A 19,828-nucleotide genomic window follows, 5' to 3' on the forward strand; every position below is an offset into this window, starting at 1 on the left:
CCCTGTTTTACCGGTCTTACGGACCCCTGTCATGCAGCTCACGTGGACCTCTCATAGGTCTTTGCGGGGCATGGCGCATAAAATTGGGTTACTTAACGGTAGTTAGCATCCTTGGGGAGTGAGCGTCTTGGCGGGTTCCACCGATTTCGACCTGTACCGTCCGGCCGAGGAGCACGACATGCTCCGCGAGACGGTCCGTGCGCTCGCCGAGGCGAAGATCGCCCCGTTCGCGGCGGCGGTCGACGAGGAGGCCCGCTTCCCGCAGGAGGCGCTGGACGCCCTGGTCGCCTCCGACCTGCAGGCCGTGCACGTCCCCGAGGAGTACGGCGGCGCCGGGGCCGACGCCCTCGCCACCGTGATCGTGATCGAGGAGGTGGCCCGTGCCTGCGCCTCCTCCTCCCTGATCCCGGCCGTCAACAAGCTCGGCTCGCTCCCGGTGATCCTCTCCGGCTCCGAGGCGCTGAAGAAGAAGTATCTGGGCCCGCTCGCCAAGGGCGACGCGATGTTCTCGTACTGCCTCTCCGAGCCCGACGCGGGCTCCGACGCCGCCGGCATGAAGACCAAGGCCGTCCGTGACGGCGACTTCTGGGTCCTCAACGGTGTCAAGCGCTGGATCACCAACGCGGGCGTCTCCGAGTACTACACGGTGATGGCCGTCACCGACCCGACCAAGCGGTCCAAGGGCATCTCGGCGTTCGTCGTGGAGAAGTCGGACGAGGGTGTCTCCTTCGGTGCCCCGGAGAAGAAGCTCGGCATCAAGGGCTCCCCGACCCGCGAGGTCTACTTCGACAACGTCCGGATCCCCGCCGACCGCATGATCGGCGAGGAGGGCACCGGCTTCGCCACGGCGATGAAGACCCTGGACCACACCCGCATCACGATCGCGGCCCAGGCCCTCGGCATCGCGCAGGGCGCCCTCGACTACGCCAAGGGGTACGTCCAGGAGCGCAAGCAGTTCGGCAAGCCGATCGGTGACTTCCAGGGCGTCCAGTTCATGCTCGCCGACATGGCGATGAAGCTGGAGGCGGCCCGCCAGCTCACCTACTCGGCCGCGGCCAAGTCCGAGCGCCTCGACGGCGACCTCACGTTCTTCGGCGCCGCGGCCAAGTGCTTCGCCTCCGACGTCGCGATGGAGATCACCACGGACGCGGTCCAGCTCCTCGGCGGCTACGGCTACACGCGCGACTACCCGGTGGAGCGGATGATGCGCGACGCCAAGATCACGCAAATTTATGAAGGCACGAATCAGGTCCAGCGGATCGTCATGGCCCGTAACCTGCCGTAACCCTGCCGGTCTCCGCAACTCGGCGACCGCTGCGAACAGTTGGTGACCACCGATCGGCCCCCGGCATCCTGCCGGGGGCCGATCGCTCTTCCCTGCGCAGCGGGTTCGTGAACGCTCCCCGAACGAACGCTCGGGATGGCGTAACTTCCCTGTACATGACCGATATCGACACGCTCACCGGCCTGTTCACCGCACTCGGGGCCGACGACGCACCGGGCTGGGCCGACTCGGAGGCCGAGGAGAACATCCCGCAGCTCGCCCGCTACCGGCTCCTGCGCATGGTCTGGCAGGACATCGATGCCTGGGGCTCGGCGGCGCCCGACTGGGTCGAGGCGTACCGGAAGGAGGGCCTCGCGGGCGGAGCCGTCGAGCGGGCGCTGCGGCTCGGGCTGACACCCGGTGAACTGGGCGAGATAGCCCGCGAGGTGGCGAAGGAGACCGCGTTCGGCCTGCTCTACAGCCTGGCCGACCCGGCCGACGGTGATCTGCCGCCCGAGGTCGAGGAACAGCTGCCCGGCTGGTGCCTGGCGGAGCTGTCCCCGCAGGGCGAGCCCACGGGACGGATTCTGGATGCGCTGTACGAGGATCTGGACGAGCTCGAACCGCAGGGACCTCTGGGAGATGCGCGGTGACCGCCTTCGACGTGAGCGAGCGGCGGATCTGGGACGGCCGTGCCGAGGCGTACGCGCGCACGTTCGCCAGGCTCTGCGCCCATCCGGTGCCGCGGCTGCTGGACGCGGCCGGAGTCGGGGCCGGAGTGCGGGTGCTCGATGTGGGGTGCGGCAGCGGCACGGTGACGGCGGCGGCCGCCGGGCGAGGGGCGGTCGTACGGGCCGTGGACGCCGAACCCGGAATGGTCGAGGCGACCCGGCGCGCCGCGCCCGGAGTCGATGTCCAGCTCGGCCGTCTGCCCGAACTCCCTTACCAAGAAGGTGAGTTCGACGCCGCGGTGGCTAACTTCGTGCTCAATCACGTGGGCCGACCGGCGGCTGCTCTGGCGGAGCTGCGCCGGATCACCCGTCCCGGTGGCCGGGTCGCGGTCACCATCTGGCAGGTGCCCGGCGCCGCCGGGCAGGCATTGGTGGGACGGGCCGCACAGGCGGCGGGACTGACCCGCCCGCAGTGGCTGGCCACCGTCGACGCCGAGCACGACTTCCCGCGCACCCCGCAGGGGCTGGGTGCACTGATGTCCGCGGCCGGCCTCGACGACGTACGGACCGAGGTCCTCGCCTGGGACCACCACGTCGGCGCGGAGGACTGGTGGTCCGGCCCCGCGTCCGGGGTCGCCGCGATCGGCCGGCTGGTCAACAGCCGGGGGCCGGAGGGGGTTGCGGCGGCCAAGCGGGAGTACGACGTGCTGCGTGCCGAATTCACCAAGGAGGACGGCGAGTTGGCTCTCCCGCATGTGGCGCTGCTGGCTCAGGGGAGTGTGTAGGGGCGGTCGCACGGGTGGCGACGAACGCAGCGGGGCCCGGGCGGTTCGCCGCCCGGGCCCCGCTGCCGTCCGCCGTCAGTTGCCGGAGACGGTGACCTTTTCGTCGTTGTTGAGCTGCTGCACCAGCTGCTTGACCTTGGCCTTGTCCCACACCAGGTTCCCGCCGGTGGAGCCCGAGATCGGCATGTTCATCGACGTGCCGTCACCGCCCGTGACGCCCTTCATCGCGAAGAACATGTTGCCCAGGTTCCACAGCGACATGTCCTTGTCGACGATCAGGGTGTCGAGACCGGCGCCCATCGTCGGGTACAGCTTGAACGGGTTGAGGATCGTGGACGGCGTCGCCGTCTGGCTGGCCAGTGCGGCGAGGAACTTCTGCTGGTTCTTCGTACGGTCCAGGTCACTGCCCGCGAAGGCGTACCGGGTCCGCACGAAGGCGAGGGACTGCTCGCCGTTCAGCGTCTGCTTGCCCGCCTGGAAGTCGGCGCCGGAGTTCTTGTCCTTGAACGCCTTGGGGATGTCGAGCTCCACCCCGCCGATCGCGTCGACGATCTTGGCGAAGCCGCCGAAGCCGATCTCGACGTAGTGGTCGATGTGCAGCCCGGTGTTGAACTCGACGGTACGGACCAGCAGCTCGGGGCCGTCCTCGGCGTAGGCAGCGTTCAGCTTGGTGAAGCGGCCGCGGCCCGGGTAGAGCTTGCCCGAGTCGGAGCCCTTGTACGAGGGGATCTCGACGTTCGAGTCACGCGGCAGGGAGATCAGCGTCGGGCCGTTCGATCCGTCGTGCAGGATCATCATCGAGTCGGTCCGCTTGCCCTCGGCGGAGCCGGTGTGGAGCCTCTTCTTGTCCTCGGCCGACATGCCCGCGCGGCTGTCGGAACCGACGATCAGATAGTTGGTGCCGTCGCCCTCGCCGGGACGCTCGATCACCTTGGAGAGGTCGACGTCACGCTTCAGCTTGGAGTCGGCCCAGAAGTACGTGCCGATGGAGACGGCCAGCACCACGACCACGAGGGTCAGGGCGCCGATCTTTATTCGGCGGCGCCAGTCCGGCGCGGGCCGGCCCTGGACGTAACCGCCGTCACCTCCGCCGTAACCCCGGCCGCCGCCGTTGCCGCCGCCGTAGACCTGACCGGCGCCGTAACCGTTGTCGTACCCTGCGCCGTCGTCGTAGCCGTCGGCGTACCGCGGCGGCTCCGGACGGCGCTGCTGCGGCGGTGCCGGTCGCTGCTGCGGCGGTGCGGGCTGCCGCTGGACGTGCCGCATCACACGGGCGCCCTCGGGCTGGGTGCTGTCGCTGCCCCGTCCGTAGCGGTCGTCGCGGTTGTCATCGGTCCATCCACCGGGCCTGTCGCTCATGCGGACCAGTGTGCCGCCCGGACCGGCCGGTATTACAGGGGGTGTGAGATATCGGGCCAGGGCTGTTGCCAAGCTGATGCAATGTCCGCGTCCTCGGGCCGCCGCATAAGGTGGACGGCATGACAGATCAGGCCCTGCGCCCGGAGGGCGATATTCCGGGCAAGCCGACCGCGGCGTCCCGGACCACCCTCAGCCACATCATGACCGGCAGTGACACCAATCTGCTGGGTACGGTGCACGGCGGCGTGATCATGAAGCTCGTCGACGACGCGGCGGGCGCCGTGGCCGGCCGGCACTCCGGCGGACCCGCGGTGACGGCCTCGATGGACGAGATGGTCTTCCTGGAGCCGGTCCGCGTCGGTGACCTTGTTCACGTGCGCGCACAGGTGAACTGGACCGGCCGCTCCTCGATGGAGGTCGGCGTCCGGGTCATGGCCGAGCGGTGGAACGAATCGACCCCCGCCCAGCAGGTCGGCAGCGCGTATCTGGTGTTCGCGGCGGTCGACGGGGACGGCAAGCCGCGGCCCGTACCGCCGGTCATCCCGGAGACGGAGCGCGACAAGCGGCGCTACCAGGAGGCGCAGATCCGGCGCACGCACCGCCTCGCCCGGCGCCGCGCGATCAGGGAACTGCGCGAGAAGCGCGTGGCGGACGGCATCGACGTCGACTGACGGCAGCTCCCGCGGGGCGGCGGCACGTACGGGGCACGTTCCTACGGGCATGCCACCTGGTCGCCCGTGACCGCGTCGAACCTGCCCCGCTGCGGCTCCTCGGCCCGCACCCGCTCCACCTTGCCGAAGGCCGACCCGACGGTCACCTTCATCGTCCGGCCCAGCTTCGCGACCGCGCGCAGCTCGGCCCCCGGCAGCGCCGCCGCCAGCGATCTCGCCGACCGGTCCCACCGGGGGTCGTACTCGATCAGGGTGCGCTTATGCTCGCGCAGATCCGCGTTGAGCGGGGTCCGTGTCGTGTCGAAGCCGGTGGCGTGGAGCGCGTTGTCGACCGCCCGGCCGAGTCCGTTCTTCGGCGTCCCGTTGTAGACCTGGACCCGGATCCCCTGCGGCGCGACATCGACCGTCCGCACCTTCGGCGCCTTCGGCGCCTTCGGCCGGTCCAAGGCCAGGGGCTTGTCCTCGCGCAGCGTCTCGAAGAGCATCTTCGACTTCTTCGGGTCCCATTTGACTGTCGAGCCGACGCCCTTGACCGGGTACGAGGCATTGCTGATCGGCACGGAGGCGAACTCGGACGACGCCGGAGTGAAGCCGCGCATGGCCTGGCCGAGGTCCAGCAGCTGATCCGTACCGAACCCCCGGTCGGCCCGGACCGAACCGAGCATCGTCGCCGCGACGTTCCGGAACTTCACCGGGTTCAGCAGCACACCGCTGCTGGTCGCCTGCTTGATCAGCGAGGCGAGGAATTTCTGCTGGCGCTGCATCCGGCCCAGGTCGGCGGCCGCGTCGATGTGGCGCGAGCGCACGTACTGGAGCGCCTGCCCGCCGTCCAGCCGGTGGGTACCGGCGGCGAGGTCGAGTCCCGTGTACGAGTCCTTCATCGGCCGGGCCGTGCAGATCTGCACCCCGCCGAGGGTGTCCACCGTCTTCATGAAGCTGGGGAAGTCGACCTCCAGGTAGTGGTCGACCTTGACGCCCGTCATGTTCTCGACGGTCCGTACGGTCAGCGCGGGACCGCCCTCCGCGTAGGCGGCGTTCAGTTTCACCGGATGGGTGGTGCGCGCGTCGTCACCGGCCGGCCCCCGGCGCCCGGGGATCTCGACGTAGCTGTCCCGCGGCAGCGAGACGATGCTCGCGCGTTCCCTGTCCGCCGACAGATGCACCAGCATGATCGTGTCGGTGCAGTGGCAGGGCGCACCGCCCAGCCGGTACTTCCTTCGCTGCTCCTGGCTGATCCGGTCGCGTCCGTCGGTGCCCACGAGCAGGAGATTCGTGCCGTTGCCGGCACGGGGCCGGTTCTTCATGTCCTTGAACGGGTCGATGCGGTCGATCCCGGTCTCCAGGCTCGTCACCACCGCATGGCCGATCCCGCCGGCCCCGAGCACCAGCACGGACAGACCGGTCGCCACGCGCATGCCCCAGCGGGGCCTCTCGTCCTGCTTTCTGGACCTGTGCCGCGGGGGAGCGGTGCGGCGGTGCGGCGGACGAGGGGAGCGGTGCGGCGTGGGCACGGACGGACCTCCGCGGTGCAAGGGGGACCGTTCGCACAGTAGGCCCATACGATCTCCACTCCGGTGAGCAACCCGGTGGCGCGCGCCCCCGTCCCCCATTCGCGGTAACGTGGCGGCCGAATACGCCGCCTCCTGGGGTGCGAACCCCCGGCGCCCCCCGAGGACCCCCCGAGGACCACATGCCTGCCGCGCAGTACCCCGCCGTCTCCGTGATCATGCCGGTGCTCAACGAGGAACGCCATCTCAGGAACTCGATCCGGCACATCCTGGAGCAGGAGTACTCCGGCGAGATGGAGGTCGTGATCGCGCTCGGCCCGTCCACGGACCGTACGGACGAGATCGCCGCCGAGCTGGTACGCGAGGACTCCCGGGTCCACACGGTGCCCAACCCGACCGGCCGCACCCCCGCGGCGCTCAACGCCGCGATCAAGGCCTCCTCGCATCCCGTCGTGGTGCGGGTCGACGGTCACGGCATGCTCTCGCCGAACTACATCGCGACCGCGGTCCGCCTCCTGGAGGAGACGGGCGCGCAGAACGTCGGCGGCATCATGCACGCCGAGGGCGAGAACGCCTGGGAGGACGCCGTCGCCGCGGCCATGACCTCGAGGATCGGCGTCGGCAACGCGGCCTTCCACACCGGCGGCCAGGCGGGCCCGGCCGAGACCGTCTACCTGGGGGTCTTCCGCCGCGAGGCGCTGGAGAAGGCGGACGGCTACAACGTGGAGTTCATCCGCGCCCAGGACTGGGAGCTGAACTTCCGGATCCGCGAGGCGGGCGGGCTGATCTGGTTCTCGCCGGAGCTGAAGGTGCAGTACCGGCCGCGCCCCTCGGTGCGGGCGCTGGCCAAGCAGTACAAGGACTACGGCCGCTGGCGCCACGTCGTCGCCCGCTACCACGCCGGCTCGATCAACCTGCGCTACCTGGCCCCTCCGGCCGCCGTCTGCGCCATAGCGGCGGGCATCGTCGTCGGCGCGGCCCTGACCCCGTGGGGCTTCGTGGTCCCGGCCGGTTACGCCGCGGCGATCATCGCCGGGTCCCTCCCGGCGGGCAAGGGCCTGCCGCTCAAGGCACGGGCACAGATCCCGGTGGCGCTGGCCACCATGCACATGTCCTGGGGCTACGGCTTCCTGACCAGCCCGCGCTCGCTGGCGAAGCGGGTCATCGCCAGCCGCCGCCCGGCGGCCGCGCGGCAGACGGTCTGATCCGGTACGGACGCACGAACAGGGGCGCCGGTCGTTCTCCGGGGAGAACGACCGGCGCCCCTGTCGCGTCGTACGGGCCCTGACTAGAACCGGTACGGCCAGTAGACGTCCATGCAGGCGTCCGCCTGTGCCCCGTTGACCGCCTCGGTGTCCTTCAGCGGGTCGTCCTCGTCGACCGCCTTCTTGGGATACGCCGCTCCCGTGCGCCAGTCCGAGCCGACCGTGAGGGTCAGCGTCTCGACCCCCGCCGACACCTTGACCGCACTGGTCGGCAGTCCGAGGGCCTTGGCGACCGACAGCGCGTCCGACTTGCCCTGGGCACCCGAGTCCTTCGGATAGGTCACCGCGGTGGTCAGCGCCGACCCCGGAACGGTCGTGGCGCCGGCCTTGGTGAAGCCCTTGGACCGGAGGATGTCCTGGACGTCCGCCGCACGGCCGGTGGTGGCGACCTGACCGTCGCCCGCGGTGCCGTTGACCACCGTCAGGTCGAGGGCATCGGGTGCGGTCGCGGCCGGCCCCTTGTCCTTCGTCCCGGTCTTCGCGCGGTCCTTCGGGTCGAGCGACTCGTCGTCGCGCAGCAGCGCCCAGAGCGTGTCGGCGGCGCCCGGCTTCGGCAGCACGTGGTTGTCGTCCTCCGGGTCCGTGACCCGTGGCATGGTCAGCATGTTGATCTTGCTCATCGGCACGTTCTTGAGCTGCATACCGAGGTCGAACAGCTTCTTCACGGAGCCGATCTCCTCGGAGACCTGGAGCGACTTGGTCGCGGTCTCGGCGAGATCCATCAGCCGCCCGGTGTCGGTGAAGGCGTTCTGGCTCTTCAGTTCACGGATGACCGAGTTCAGGTACATGTGCTGGGCCTTGGCCCGGCCGAAGTCGCTCTCGAAGGCATGGCGGGTACGCAGCCATTGCAGGGCCTGCTTGCCCTGGACCTTGTGCGTGCCCTTGGTCAGCTTCAGATACGAGCCGCCGGGAACCCTGGGCTTGGGGATGTCGTAGACGTTGTCCTTGACGCACACATCGGCGCCGCCCACGGCGTCCGCCATGGCGACCACACCGGTGAAGTCGACCATCACCCAGTGGTCGATGTAGATGCCGGTCAGCTGCTCCCAGGTGTCCAGCGTGCAGCCGGGGCCGCCGCGGCCGAGCGTCTCGTTGATGAGCCCGTTGGTGGCCGGGGACTCCTGCTTCGTTTTGGGGTCCACGCACTTCGGGATGTCGACGCGCGTATCACGCGGAATGCTGACGACCGAGGCGTTCTTCCGGTCGGCCGACACATGGAGCAGCATCTGCACATCGGCCAGCGGCTTGGCGCCGACGCTCGACTTCGAGCCGCCGAGCTTGAGGTTCTCCTTGGAGTTACGGTCGTCCGAACCGATCAGCAGAATGTTCAGCGGGGTCTGGCCCGCGGCGTTCGGGGCGGCCTTCTTCGCGCCGCTGTTCCCGGCGCTGCGCTGCCCCTTGCGGAGATTGCTGTTCAGGTGCTCGTACCAGAGGTATCCGGCGGTGCCGGTGCCGAGTATGACGACCGCGAGCGTCCAGGCGATCCAGCGCAGTACGCGGCGTTTGCCGCGTTTGCCGTGCCGGTGCGACTGGTTGCGGCGGCGTTCGGCGCGGCCGGGGCCCGGGCGGTCCCGGTCCCCGCCCGCGCCGCTGCGCCGGTCGTTCCGTCCGCCGTCGTGCCCGTCGTCGGGGCCGGCGGACGGGGCGTCGTCGTACAGACCGTCGTCCCAGCCGAGTTGGCCGGCGTGCCGGACGCGTGGTCGCGTCCCCTCTCCGGGCGTGCTGCTCCGTACCACCAGGACCCCCCCTGCTGCTCAGACTCTTGCCATGGCGCGGTGACCGGGCGTCACTTCGCGCACTCTGCCTTGTCGGCACTTGCCTTCTGGATGCCGTCCGGCGCCTTTGCCGGTCCGGTGACGGGCACACCCGCGCCCTTGAAATCCGCGCCCAGGGTCAGGACCATCGCCTGTAGGCCCTCGGCGTCCACGGTGCCCTGCTTCAGGGCCGATCCGGGCAGCCCCATCATGGCGGCGAGCGCCCGGGCCTGGTCGGCCTGGTTCGGCGCGTACGTGAGCGTCGTCTTGGAGATCTTCTCGGGGGCGTTGGCCTTGTTGGTCGACTTGAGCACACCCTGCTCGTTCTGCAGCCAGGTGACCGTCTGCTGCGCGGCGCCCGGGATGTCGCCGCCGTTGAGGACATCGACCCGTACGTCGGCGGCGGCCGCCTTGGTGCCCTTGAGCAGCGCGTCCTGCTTGCTCTTGGCCGCCTTCTTCTGCGCGGCGACCTCGGTCAGCGAGGTGTCCTCACGCATCATCGCGAACAGCGGATCGGACTTGGCGGGGTTGAGCACCACCGTGGCATGGACCTTCTCGGCCGGGTTGTCTATCACCGGGGCCGTCACGAAGGTGATGTTCTTGGTGTCGACCTTGCTGAGCTCCTTGGCCAGCGACACCAGCTTCTTGCCGGTGCCGATGGCGGAGTCGACGGTGAGGGCACTGGTCGCGACGTTCGCCAGCTTGTACAGCTTCGTCGGGCTGGTCAGGGTGTCGTCCGACTTCATCTGCCGGATCATCGAGCCGATGAACTGCTGCTGCACCTTGATCCGGTCGAGGTCGCTCTCGTTGCCGAAGCTGTGCCGGGTGCGGACGAACGCGAGGGCGTCCTCGCCCTGGACCGTGCTCTCACCGGCCGGCAGGTCGAGATGCGACTTGGGGTCCTTGACCGCGTGGGCCAGGCAGACCTTGACGCCGCCGACCGCCGTGGACAGCTCCTTCACCGCGTTGAAGTCGACCATCATGAAGTGGTCGACCTTCAGGCCGGTGATCTCCTCGACCGTACGCATGGTGCAGCCCGGGTCGCGCCCGTCCTGGCCGAGGCTGACGTTGAACCGGATGTCCTGCGTCCCCGGAATGACCTTGTCCGTGCCGTCCGGCTGCTTGGTGGTGCAGTCCGGGATGTTGGTGATCAGGTCGCGGGGGATGCTCAGCGCCGTCGCGTTGGTGCGGTCCTTGGAGACGTGGAAGAGGATGTTGGTGTCGGCGTGGCCGGTGCTGCCCTTGTCGCCGTACCCCTCGTTGCCCTTACCGGTCCGCTTGTCGGTACCGATGATGAGTATGTTCAGCGGGCCTTCGGAGGTGACGTTCTTGTTGCCGACGTCGCCGACGTCGACGGTGCTCAGGTTGCTGTTGAAGTGCTGGTACAGCGCGTAGGCGCCGATCGACAGCGCGACGAGTACGAACGCCATCACGCCGCCCGTCCAGATGAGCGCCTTCTTGCGACGGCCCTTCTTCTGCTTGCGCTTGCGCCGGCCCCCGGCCTCGGGACCGGAACCCTCCGGACCGCGCGGGCCGTTGGCCGGGCGGCGACCGCGCTGCCCGGGCACCTCGCGGCGTGGTGCGGGGCCCCGGCCGCTGCCGTCCCGTGCACCGCTCCTGCCCTCGCCGTCGTCGTCACGAACCGCACCTCTGCGTCCGGAACCACGCGGACTCGGCGCACTCGGCGTGCGGTATGAATCCCCTCCGGATTGGGTCAGTCGCAATTCGTAATCGCCGGTCTGCGGGTTGAGTACCCACTGGTCTGCGGGGTCGATTTCGTCCGCCCGCCCACGGCTTTGCGCGTCCACGGTTGTTTGAGTCCTCCGTCGGTGCCACGCGAGGCGCCTTCCCCGGCAAGGCGCTCGATCTTTCGCTCCAGCAGTGCGCGACCTGACGGCCGGAAGCACCGGATCGCGTCACACTATCGGCCCGATTCGGCCTGAAGCGACGGGCGTGACACATTCCACGGTCCTTACAACCGGTCATTCTGCTCATTAGGTGCCGATCGTCGACGTCTGCTTGGGAATTGCTTTACTGCTTGCACGGGTCGGTGGCCGCATTGCTGCCCGAATAGGTAGGTGTGGGAGTCGGACTCCTGGAGCCCGGACCGTCCGAATTGCGGTCCGCTTCCTCCGCCGGGACCACCTTGACGGGGGCGTCGTCACGCAACCGCTTGAAGAGTCTGTCCGCGTTGGGCTGTACGAGTTCGTCCCGGTTCGGGTCGGCGGGGTACGGCTTGCGCGGCAAGGTAAGGAATTGCACCTTTTCGGTTGGTACATCACGCATGCTGCGCACCAGTTCGTACAGGTCCTTCAGGCTGTTCAGGCCCGGGTCCGTGGTCAGCGACTTGGTGGCCGCGTCGAGCACAGGGTAGAGGCGCGTCGGGTTGAGCAGGACGCCGTTGCTCTGCACCTTGTTCACCAGAGCGCCGAGGAATCGCTGCTGGCGGTCCATCCGGTCGGTGTCGCTGCCGTTCCCGATGGACTTGCGGGCCCGTACGTACCCCAGCGCCTCCTCGCCGTCGAGGGTCTGGCGCCCCGCGCGGAGCTTGAGGTGCGCGTCGGGGTCGTCGACCGGCTCCTTGAGGCAGATCTCGACGCCGTGCACCGCGTCGACCATGTCCTTGAATCCGTTGAAGTCGACGACCATGTGGTGGTCGACGCGGATGCCTGTCATCCGCTCGACGGTGCGGACCGTGCAGGCGGTGCCACCGAATTGGAAGGCCCAGTTGAATTGGGCGAATTGCTTCCTGGTGGGTTTTCCGTCCGCTTGATGACAGCTGGGGATCTCGGTCATCAGATCGCGCGGGATGGACATGGCGGTGGCGCTCTTCCGGTCCGCGGCGAGGTGCAGCAGGATCGTGGTGTCGGAGCGCTGGGTGTTGCCGTAGCTGCGGCCGTACTTGCGGTTGTCGCCGAGGCGGCTGTCGGAGCCGATCAGCAGGATGTTCTCCGCGTCGTGCACGACGGACTCGGGGCGTTCCTTCTCGTACGCGCGCAGTTCGGCTGCCGCGGACGTGTCGGTCGTGATGTTGGCGTCGAGCTTCCGGTACAGCCACCAGCCGCCGCCCGCGGCGACCAGGACGAGGAGTGAGGCGGCGAGCGCCGCCCAGCGCAGCCAGCGGTGCCTGCGCCTGGCCGGGCCGTCCGTGTCGAGCGGGTCCTGGTGGGGCCCGCCCCCGCCCTGCGACGGGTCCCGGTCCGCGGCCGAGTGGTCGGGGCCGGTCGGCGGGCCGGCGCTTTCGGTCACGTCTGCGTCCATCCTTCACGTTCGGCGGCGCGCTGGGCCGCCGGTCGCAGGAGTAGACGGCTGAACCTCACGCTGGGTTGTACTTCAGGACCTGAATGGTCTGTACCGCCGATGATGTACCGGAGTTGATGCGCAGGCTCGGGGGCTCGGCCCGGTATGGGCCGGATGAGTGCCCGTCAGCGCGCTTGTCATACCGCGGTGTTGGTGACCCGCTCGCTCTCCACGCGCTTGGCGAGCCCGTCCGCGCCCAGCTCCCCCAGATGGCGGCAGAGCACCACGGAGCCACCGGCGGCCAGGGGGGCGAAGAGCCCGGCGCTGAGCCCGTCCCAGCTGTCGAACGTACGTCCCGTCAGCAGTCGCGATCCAGGTGCCAGCCCCAGCTCCGAGGCGTCCTCGCGGGCGCGCGCCACCAGCTGTGCCCCGGTCAGCTCGACCCCGCCGGCGACGAGCGCGGGCGCGTCGGGATCCACCGGCGCGTACGGCGCGAACCGGTCGCCCTGGCTCGGCACCTCCACGGCGTAGTCCGCGAACCCCTCGGGCGGCTGCGGGAACCGGCCGCCCAGTGGGCGCAGGGCCAGCGCGATCCGCTCGCCGCGGCAGGCGCGCGCGGCGTCCAGCGTGTCCGGGCCGGTGACGACGAGGTCGGCGGCGGCGGGGTCCCCCTGTACATCGGCGACGACGCCGACCGAGGAGCAGGCGAGCAGCCAGACCGCGGACTGCCAGTGCGCGGGCAGCAGGAGGGCGACCCGGTCGCCGGGTTCCGCCGCGAGGTCGCCCTGCAGCAGGTTGGCGGTCTTGGCCACCCAATTGGCGAAGGTGGCCACCGATAGTTCGACGCGCTCTCCGGTGGCGTCGTCGTAGAAGGTGACCATGGGACGGGCCGGGTCCGCGGCGAGCGCGGAACGCAGCAGGTCGGCAGGGGTGCGGTCGCTGGCGTTCATCCGCGCAAGGGTACGCGCCGGTGGCGGGCCGGACCGGGTGCCACAGGCATCGGGTACACCGGTTCGGCAGACGGCCCGTCAGTTGTCCCGAGATATCCCGGTAGCCGGAGTTGTTGGATTGTGCCCAGTATCGTTCGTATGCGTGCCTTCATTGCATCAGCCATTGGTGTCACCTGCTCAGCAGCCCTGATACTGCCGTTGGCCGCGCCCGCGGGCGCCGCCCCCGACACCTCCGTCAACGCAGCGGCCGAGGCGGCCGATCCCGCCGATGTGCCCGGGTCGACGCAGTCCCTGCCGCTGTCGCCGCTGGCCGGCGCGTCCACGCGGGAGACCGGCGCCCCCGCCGTACAGGGCCTGCCCCGACGCGATGTCCACCCCTTCTCCCTGGTCGGTGTGGTCTGGGACGACGCCGACGCAGAACTCCACGGCAGCGTCCAGGTCCGCACCCGCGCCCTCGACACCGGCTGGTGGTCCGGCTGGCAGGACCTGGAGACCCACAACGCCGAGCACGCCGCCGACCCCGGGAGTGCCGAGCGCGACTCCGGGACCGTCCGCGGCTCCACCGCCCCGCTCTGGGTCGGTGACAGCGACGGCGTGGAAGTCCGGGTCAGCCCCGAGACGACGGACGTCCGGGTGCCGGGCAGCACCAGCGTCGCGCTGCCCGAGGGGCTGCGGCTCGAACTCGTCGACCCCGGCAAGGATCCGCAGCAGCCGCCGGTGACCGGCACGGACGAGTACGGCACCGAGGACGGCGTCGAGGAGGCAGGCGCCGAGTCCCGAAACGGCGGCCGCTCCGGTACGTCCGTCCAGGGCTCCGTCATCCCGGCGCTGAGCAAGGAGCGGACGGAGGTGGAGGCGGAGTCAGCGGCCGGCGCCGCGCCGGGCAGCAAGCCGTACATCGGCCCCCGCCCGCGCATCGTCACCCGCAAGGGCTGGGGCGCCGACGAGAAGCTCCGTGAGCACGCCTTCGCGTACACGAAGACCGTCAAGGCCGCCTTCATCCACCACAGCGCGACGGGCAACAACTACACGTGTTCCCAAGCGCCCTCGGTCCTTCGTGGTATCTACCGCTACCACGTGAAGAGCAATGGCTGGCGCGACATCGGCTACAACTTCGCCGTCGACAAGTGCGGAAACATCTACGAAGGACGCGCCGGGGGCGTGACGAAGGCGGTCATGGGGGCGCACACCCTCGGTTTCAACACCAACAGTATGGGCATCGCAGTGCTCGGCACCTTCTCCAAGTCCAATCCGCCGGCCGCCGCGGTGACGGCCATTGCGAAGCTGACCGCCTGGAAGCTCGGCCTGTTCGGCGCCAACCCCCGCGGCAGGACGGTCCTTGTCTCGGGTGGCGGAAATCGCTTCAAGAAGGGAAAAAAGGTCAAACTCAACGTCATCTCCGGTCATCGGGACGGCTTCGCAACCGAATGCCCGGGAACCCGTCTCTACAAGAAGCTCGGCACAGCCCGGACCAGCTCCGCCCATCTGCAAGGCCGCTGACGGCCCGTGCGGACTCCGGCGGAGAGCGCCGGACTGCCCTGCTGGGCGCTGACCGGGGATGATCCGACCGGTCTGCTTACACTGGCCAGCCGACACCAGGGCCGGCCCCAGCAGGAAGCAGAGACAGTGCTGTGACAGAGGCAAAAGAAGCGATTCTCCTGGTCGGTGGCAAAGGCACCCGACTGCGCCCGCTCACGGTGCACACCCCGAAACCCATGGTTCCGGCGGCCGGCGTCCCGTTCCTGACGCACCAGCTGGCGCGGGCGAGGGCCGCCGGGGTCGAGCACATCGTCCTCGCCACGTCGTACCTGGCGGAGGTCTTCGAGCCGTACTTCGGTGACGGTTCGTCGCTCGGCCTTCATATCGAGTACGTCACCGAACGCGAACCGCTCGGCACCGGCGGAGCCATCCGCAACGTGGCGTCCCGGCTCGTCTCCGGCCCGGACGAACCCGTTCTCATCTTCAACGGGGACATCCTCACCGGCCTCGACATCCGGGCACTGGTCGCCTCGCACGCCACATCCGGAGCGGATGTCTCGCTCCACCTCACCCGGGTCGAGGACCCGCGAGCCTTCGGTCTCGTACCGACGGACGCCACCGGCAGGGTGACCGCCTTCCTGGAGAAGCCGCAGACGCCCGAGGAGATCGTCACCGACCAGATCAACGCGGGGGCGTACATCTTCCGCCGCTCGGTCATCGACACGATCCCGGCCGGCCGCCCGGTCTCCGTGGAGCGCGAGACGTTCCCCGGACTGCTCGCCTCCGGCGCGCACCTCCAGGGCATGGTCGACTCCACGTACTGGCTGGACCTCGGCACCCCGCAGGCGTTCATACGCGGCTCCGCCGACCTGGTCCTCGGTCGCGCCCCGTCCCCGGCCGTGCCGGGCCGGTGCGGCGACAGGCTCGTCCTGCCGACCGCCTCCGTCGCCGCCGACGCCAAACTCGTCGGCGGTACGGTCGTCGGCGAAGGCGCCCTGATCGGTGCGGGCGCCCGGATCGACGGCTCCACGGTGCTGGCCGGCGCGGTCGTCGAACCCGGCGCGGTGATCACGGACTCGCTGGTCGGAGCCGGCGCCAGGATCGGCAGCCGTACGGTGCTGGCCGGCGCGGTCGTCGGCGACGGGGCGCAGGTCGGTGCGGACAACGAACTGCGTGACGGCGTCCGCATCTGGTGCGGGGCGACACTGCCGGACGCGTGCGTGCGTTTCTCGTCGGACCAATGACCGGCCCCTGCGGCGCGTACGCTCGATAGGCAGCCCCGACGACCGAGGACCTCATCCGTGGCAGGACGATTCGCCCCCCGCAGCGCCCCGCGCAGGCCTGTCCCGCGCCAGGCGGCAGCGGACCCGGCGGCACCCCGGGAAGCGGCGGCGCTGACCAGGGAGTGGACCCCGCCGGGCCCGCTCGACCTGCGCCTCGTCCTCGGCCCGCTGCGTCGTGGCCCCGCCGACCCCACGTTCCGTATCGACCGGGACGGTTCGGTCTGGCGGGCCACCCGCACCCCGGCCGGCCCCGGCACGCTCCACGTCACCGACCGGGGCGGCCGGATCGGGGCGACGGCCTGGGGCCCCGGCGCCTCATGGCTCCTGGAGCAGCTCCCGGTCCTGCTGGGCGCGGAGGACGACCCGGAGGCCTTCCGTCCCCGCCACCGCCTGGTCGCCGCGGTGCAGCACCGCCGCCCGGGCCTGCGGCTGCTGCGCACCGGTCTGGTAGTGGAGTCGCTGATCCCGTCGATCCTGGAACAGAAGGTCACCACCGACGAGGCGTACCGGGCCTGGCGCCTCCTGGTCCGGACGTACGGCACCCCGGCCCCCGGTCCCGCGGCCACCCTGTTCACCACACACGGCCTGCATGTGATGCCGGACGCGCGCACCTGGTCCCTGATCCCGTCCTGGGAATGGCATCGTGCGGGCGTCGACGCCAAACGCTCGGCCACGATCCTGCGCGCGGTACGGGTGGCACGCCGTCTGGAGGAAGCGGCCACGATGCCGCTGCCGGAGGCGACGGCCCGACTGGAACTGATCCCCGGCATCGGCCCCTGGACCTCGGCCGAAACCCTCCAACGAGCCAACGGCGCTGCCGACGCGGTCACCGTGGGCGACCTTCATCTCCCCGGCATCATCGGCCACGCCCTGGCGGGCAACAGAAACGCCGACGACGAGGAAATGCTGGCCCTGCTCACCCCCTACGAGGGGCAGCGTCATCGAGCCACCCGCCTGATCCTCCTCTCGGGCCACACCCCGTCCCGCAGAGCCCCGCGCATGACAAGGGGCGACATCGCCCGCTTGTAGGCACAGCGGATTCAGCCCTGCTGGTCCCGCGCCCGCGGGTTGTGACGAGGCGTAGCGAAATCAGCCCTGCTCGCCTCTCCCCGCGGGTGGTGACGAGGCGTAGCGAAATCAGCCCTGCCGGCGTGCGCCCGCAGCTCACACGAAGCGCGGCAGAACCAAGCCCGTCCGGTGATCGAGGGCACAGCACGACCGAAGGCCACGTCCCGAACCCCCGGGCTGCCCCAGGAAGCGGGCGGGTGGGGGGAAACGCACCCCACCCCTCACCGCACCGCGACGAACCCCTCCGCGTCCCGCTCTTCCCTCTCCCTCGGCACGCCCGCCGCGCGCCCCACGGCCACCGCCCCCAGCGGATCCCACTCCGCCGGCAGATCCAGCACCTCGCGCACCACGTCCCGGCAGAACATCGTCGAAGACACCCACGCCGACCCGAGCTGCTCACCGGCCAGCGCCACCAGGAAGTTCTGGACGCCCGCCCCCGCCGCGACCACGAACATCTCGCGCTCCGCCGCATCCCGCCGCGCGTCCCCGTAGGTGTGGGAGCCGTCCATCACCAGGCACGGCACCGCAAGATACGGAGCCCGGCGCAGCACATCGCCCCGCCGTACCCGCTTGGCGATCGACTCCTCGCTCTTGCCGTCACGGCGCAGATCCGCGATCCACGCCTCGCGCATCGCGTCGAGCAGCCGGGTCCGCGACTCCTCGGACTCCAGGAGCACGAACCGCCACGGCGTCGTGTGATGCGGCGCCGGAGCCGTCACCGCCGCGGCCACGGCACGCCGTACCGCCCCCGGGTCCACCGGCTCGTCCGTGAACTCCCGCACCGTACGCCGCAGCGTCACCGCTTCCCGTACCGCCTCGGACGTCCCGAGCCGGAACATGTCGTCCGCCGCGACCCGCACCAACGCCCGCGCCCCGGAACCGGAGTCACCGGAACCGGACCCACCGGAGCCCGCCCCGTCCACCACGTGCGAGAGACCCCGCACCACCGCGACCGGCAGACCCTCCGCCTTGCCCTTGACCAGATCGCCGGCCGAGGCCAGCTCGTCCGCGGTGGCGACGACGGTCGCGCTCAGCGGGTTGCCGTACGCATCCGTCCCGCCCCGCAGGTCGTCCAGCACCCGCACCCCGGCCGCCCCGATCGCGACATCGGTCAGCCCGTTGCGCCACGGCCGCCCGAAGGTGTCCGTGACGACGACTCCGACCTCGACGCCGAGGGTGTCCCGCAGCCCGTCCCGGATCGCGCGGGCCGACGCGTCCGGGTCCTCCGGCAGCAGCAGCACCGTGCCCGCGGGGGTGTTCGAGGCATCGACCCCGGCCGCGGCCATGACCAGCCCCTGCCGGTTCTCGACGATCCGCAGCGTGCCACGGCGCGCCACCACCCGTACCGTCTCGGCATCGATCGCCGCTTCCCGGTCCGCCGCCTCGACGATCCGGCCCTCCGCCTTGGAGACGATCTTCGAGGTGACGAGCAGGATGTCGCCGTCCACCAGCCCCGGTTCCGTGGCGGCGATCAGCTTCGCGAGATCGTCCCCGGACCGCACCTCGGGCATCCCGGGCAGCGCCCACACCCGGTACGAGGGCGCCTCGCGGGTGGCCGCGCCGCCGCTCACGCCCGTACCTCCTCGGCCAGCGCCAGCGCCTGCCGCGCCATCTCGGCCGTCGCGTCCACGTCCGTCATCATCAGGGGCACGGCCAGGCAGCGGATGCCCGCGGCCTCCACCTCGTCGACCGCCCCGGCGTCCACCGTGTCGACGAGCCAGCCGTCGAGCAGCCCGGAACCGTAGTGCTGGGCGACGGCCGTGGCCGTCGACTCGACGCCCACCGCGGCAAGCACCTTGTCGGCCATACCCCTCACGGGCGCGTCCCCGACGATGGGGGAGAGGCCGACGACCGGCACACCGGCCTCGGCGATCGCCTCCCGGATCCCGGGCACGGCAAGGATGGTCCCCACCGAGACGACGGGGTTGGACGGCGGGAAGAGGATGACATCGGCCTCGGCGATGGCCTCCAGCACACCGGGCGCCGGCTTCGCCTGCTCCGCGCCGACCGGCACGATCGCCCGGGCCTCCACGGAGGCACGCAGCTTCACCCAGTACTCCTGGAAGTGGATCGCGCGGCTCTCGCCGTCCACTTCGACCGCGACATGCGTCTCGACCCGGTCGTCGGACATCGGCAGCAGCCGGACCCCCGGCTTCCAGCGTGCGCAGAGCGCCTCGGTGACGGCGCTGAGCGGATAGCCCGCGCCGAGCATCTGCGTACGGACGATGTGGGTCGCGAAGTCACGATCACCGAGCCCGAACCACTCGGGGCCCACGCCGTACGCCGCGAGTTCCTCCTTGACCTGGAAGCTCTCGTCGGTACGTCCCCAGCCCTGCTCCTCGTTGATGCCACCGCCGAGGGTGTACATCACGGTGTCGAGGTCGGGGCAGACCTTCAGCCCGAACAGATGGATGTCGTCACCGGTGTTGCCGATCACCGTGATGTCCGCGTCGGGCGCGGCCTGCTTGAGGCCACGCAGAAAACGAGCACCACCGATACCGCCGGCCAGAACCACAATGCGCATGCACAAC

The 19,828-nt window shown here is 70.3% G+C and carries 16 protein-coding genes; 8 read left to right on the forward strand and 8 right to left on the reverse strand.

What is annotated here, in order from left to right:
• Positions 1-127 precede the first annotated feature (127 nt).
• The 3 genes from OG878_RS24230 (at position 128) to OG878_RS24240 (ending at position 2,720) form a co-directional block, all read left to right on the forward strand.
• On the forward strand, positions 128-1,285 hold the full coding sequence (locus OG878_RS24230; RefSeq protein WP_277329697.1) for an acyl-CoA dehydrogenase: 1,158 nt from the start codon (positions 128-130) through the stop codon (positions 1,283-1,285).
• A 155-nt stretch (positions 1,286-1,440) separates the two neighbouring features.
• On the forward strand, positions 1,441-1,917 hold the full coding sequence (locus tag OG878_RS24235) for a hypothetical protein (protein WP_328888716.1): 477 nt from the start codon (positions 1,441-1,443) through the stop codon (positions 1,915-1,917).
• Positions 1,914-2,720: a class I SAM-dependent methyltransferase gene (locus OG878_RS24240; RefSeq protein WP_328888717.1), complete on the forward strand. Its 807-nt coding sequence runs from the start codon at positions 1,914-1,916 to the stop codon at positions 2,718-2,720. Before OG878_RS24235 ends, OG878_RS24240 begins: the two co-directional genes overlap by 4 nt.
• A 75-nt stretch (positions 2,721-2,795) precedes the next feature.
• Here OG878_RS24240 and OG878_RS24245 read toward each other — a convergent pair whose 3' ends face one another.
• Positions 2,796-4,079 carry an LCP family protein gene (locus OG878_RS24245; protein ID WP_328888718.1) on the reverse strand — a complete coding sequence of 428 codons (1,284 nt, stop codon included), beginning with the start codon at positions 4,077-4,079 and terminating at the stop codon, positions 2,796-2,798.
• 119 nt (positions 4,080-4,198) lie between these two features.
• On the opposite strand from OG878_RS24245, the gene OG878_RS24250 reads away from it, so the two are divergent.
• Complete coding sequence (locus tag OG878_RS24250) at positions 4,199-4,750, forward strand: acyl-CoA thioesterase (RefSeq protein ID WP_277326537.1); 552 nt, start codon at positions 4,199-4,201, stop codon at positions 4,748-4,750.
• 41 nt (positions 4,751-4,791) lie between these two features.
• Here OG878_RS24250 and OG878_RS24255 read toward each other — a convergent pair whose 3' ends face one another.
• Positions 4,792-6,261 carry an LCP family protein gene (locus OG878_RS24255; RefSeq protein ID WP_443049158.1) on the reverse strand — a complete coding sequence of 490 codons (1,470 nt, stop codon included), beginning with the start codon at positions 6,259-6,261 and terminating at the stop codon, positions 4,792-4,794.
• Between the two features lie 179 nt (positions 6,262-6,440).
• On the opposite strand from OG878_RS24255, the gene OG878_RS24260 reads away from it, so the two are divergent.
• Complete coding sequence (locus OG878_RS24260) at positions 6,441-7,463, forward strand: glycosyltransferase family 2 protein (protein ID WP_328888720.1); 1,023 nt, start codon at positions 6,441-6,443, stop codon at positions 7,461-7,463.
• Positions 7,464-7,546: 83 nt separating this feature from the next.
• Here OG878_RS24260 and OG878_RS24265 read toward each other — a convergent pair whose 3' ends face one another.
• The 4 genes from OG878_RS24265 to OG878_RS24280 form a co-directional block, all read right to left on the reverse strand.
• The gene (locus tag OG878_RS24265) at positions 7,547-9,259 is read right to left on the reverse strand and encodes an LCP family protein (protein ID WP_328888721.1); all 1,713 of its coding nucleotides are present in this window, start codon (positions 9,257-9,259) and stop codon (positions 7,547-7,549) included.
• A 50-nt stretch (positions 9,260-9,309) separates the two neighbouring features.
• A complete protein-coding gene (locus OG878_RS24270) occupies positions 9,310-11,085 on the reverse strand; it encodes an LCP family protein (protein WP_328888722.1) in 1,776 nt (591 codons plus the stop codon).
• Positions 11,086-11,308: 223 nt separating this feature from the next.
• Positions 11,309-12,538 (reverse strand): LCP family protein, encoded by a 1,230-nt coding sequence (locus tag OG878_RS24275; RefSeq protein WP_443049159.1) that lies wholly within the window; start codon positions 12,536-12,538, stop codon positions 11,309-11,311.
• A 176-nt stretch (positions 12,539-12,714) separates the two neighbouring features.
• Complete coding sequence (locus OG878_RS24280; protein ID WP_328888724.1) at positions 12,715-13,467, reverse strand: TIGR03089 family protein; 753 nt, start codon at positions 13,465-13,467, stop codon at positions 12,715-12,717.
• A 138-nt stretch (positions 13,468-13,605) separates the two neighbouring features.
• On the opposite strand from OG878_RS24280, the gene OG878_RS24285 reads away from it, so the two are divergent.
• From OG878_RS24285 to OG878_RS24295, 3 genes are all read left to right on the forward strand, one after another.
• The gene (locus tag OG878_RS24285; protein WP_328888725.1) at positions 13,606-14,967 is read left to right on the forward strand and encodes a peptidoglycan recognition protein family protein; all 1,362 of its coding nucleotides are present in this window, start codon (positions 13,606-13,608) and stop codon (positions 14,965-14,967) included.
• Positions 14,968-15,098: 131 nt separating this feature from the next.
• The gene (locus OG878_RS24290) at positions 15,099-16,190 is read left to right on the forward strand and encodes an NDP-sugar synthase (protein ID WP_328888726.1); all 1,092 of its coding nucleotides are present in this window, start codon (positions 15,099-15,101) and stop codon (positions 16,188-16,190) included.
• A gap of 57 nt (positions 16,191-16,247) precedes the next feature.
• Positions 16,248-17,258, forward strand: a complete 1,011-nt coding sequence (locus tag OG878_RS24295) for a DNA-3-methyladenine glycosylase family protein (RefSeq protein WP_328888727.1) — start codon at positions 16,248-16,250, stop codon at positions 17,256-17,258.
• A gap of 260 nt (positions 17,259-17,518) precedes the next feature.
• On the opposite strand, the gene OG878_RS24300 is transcribed toward OG878_RS24295, so the two are convergent.
• The gene (locus OG878_RS24300) at positions 17,519-18,868 is read right to left on the reverse strand and encodes a coenzyme F420-0:L-glutamate ligase (protein ID WP_328888728.1); all 1,350 of its coding nucleotides are present in this window, start codon (positions 18,866-18,868) and stop codon (positions 17,519-17,521) included.
• The gene (gene cofD, locus OG878_RS24305) at positions 18,865-19,821 is read right to left on the reverse strand and encodes a 2-phospho-L-lactate transferase (RefSeq protein ID WP_328888729.1); all 957 of its coding nucleotides are present in this window, start codon (positions 19,819-19,821) and stop codon (positions 18,865-18,867) included. Before cofD ends, OG878_RS24300 begins: the two co-directional genes overlap by 4 nt.
• Between the last annotated feature and the right edge of the window lie 7 nt (positions 19,822-19,828).

The sequence above is a fragment of the Streptomyces sp. NBC_00316 genome, assembly GCF_036158715.1.
Taxonomy (GTDB): Bacteria; Actinomycetota; Actinomycetes; order Streptomycetales; family Streptomycetaceae; genus Streptomyces.

Bases quoted from the DNA above. Each gene is read 5' to 3' on its own strand.
- OG878_RS24235 (WP_328888716.1), top strand. From the start codon at position 1,441: ATGACCGATATCGACACGCTCACCGGCCTGTTCACCGCACTCGGGGCC.
- OG878_RS24245 (WP_328888718.1), bottom strand. From the start codon at position 4,079: ATGAGCGACAGGCCCGGTGGATGGACCGATGACAACCGCGACGACCGC.
- OG878_RS24250 (WP_277326537.1), top strand. From the start codon at position 4,199: ATGACAGATCAGGCCCTGCGCCCGGAGGGCGATATTCCGGGCAAGCCG.
- OG878_RS24260 (WP_328888720.1), top strand. From the start codon at position 6,441: ATGCCTGCCGCGCAGTACCCCGCCGTCTCCGTGATCATGCCGGTGCTC.
- OG878_RS24275 (WP_443049159.1), bottom strand. From the start codon at position 12,538: ATGGACGCAGACGTGACCGAAAGCGCCGGCCCGCCGACCGGCCCCGAC.
- OG878_RS24280 (WP_328888724.1), bottom strand. From the start codon at position 13,467: ATGAACGCCAGCGACCGCACCCCTGCCGACCTGCTGCGTTCCGCGCTC.
- OG878_RS24285 (WP_328888725.1), top strand. From the start codon at position 13,606: ATGCGTGCCTTCATTGCATCAGCCATTGGTGTCACCTGCTCAGCAGCC.
- cofD (WP_328888729.1), bottom strand. From the start codon at position 19,821: ATGCGCATTGTGGTTCTGGCCGGCGGTATCGGTGGTGCTCGTTTTCTG.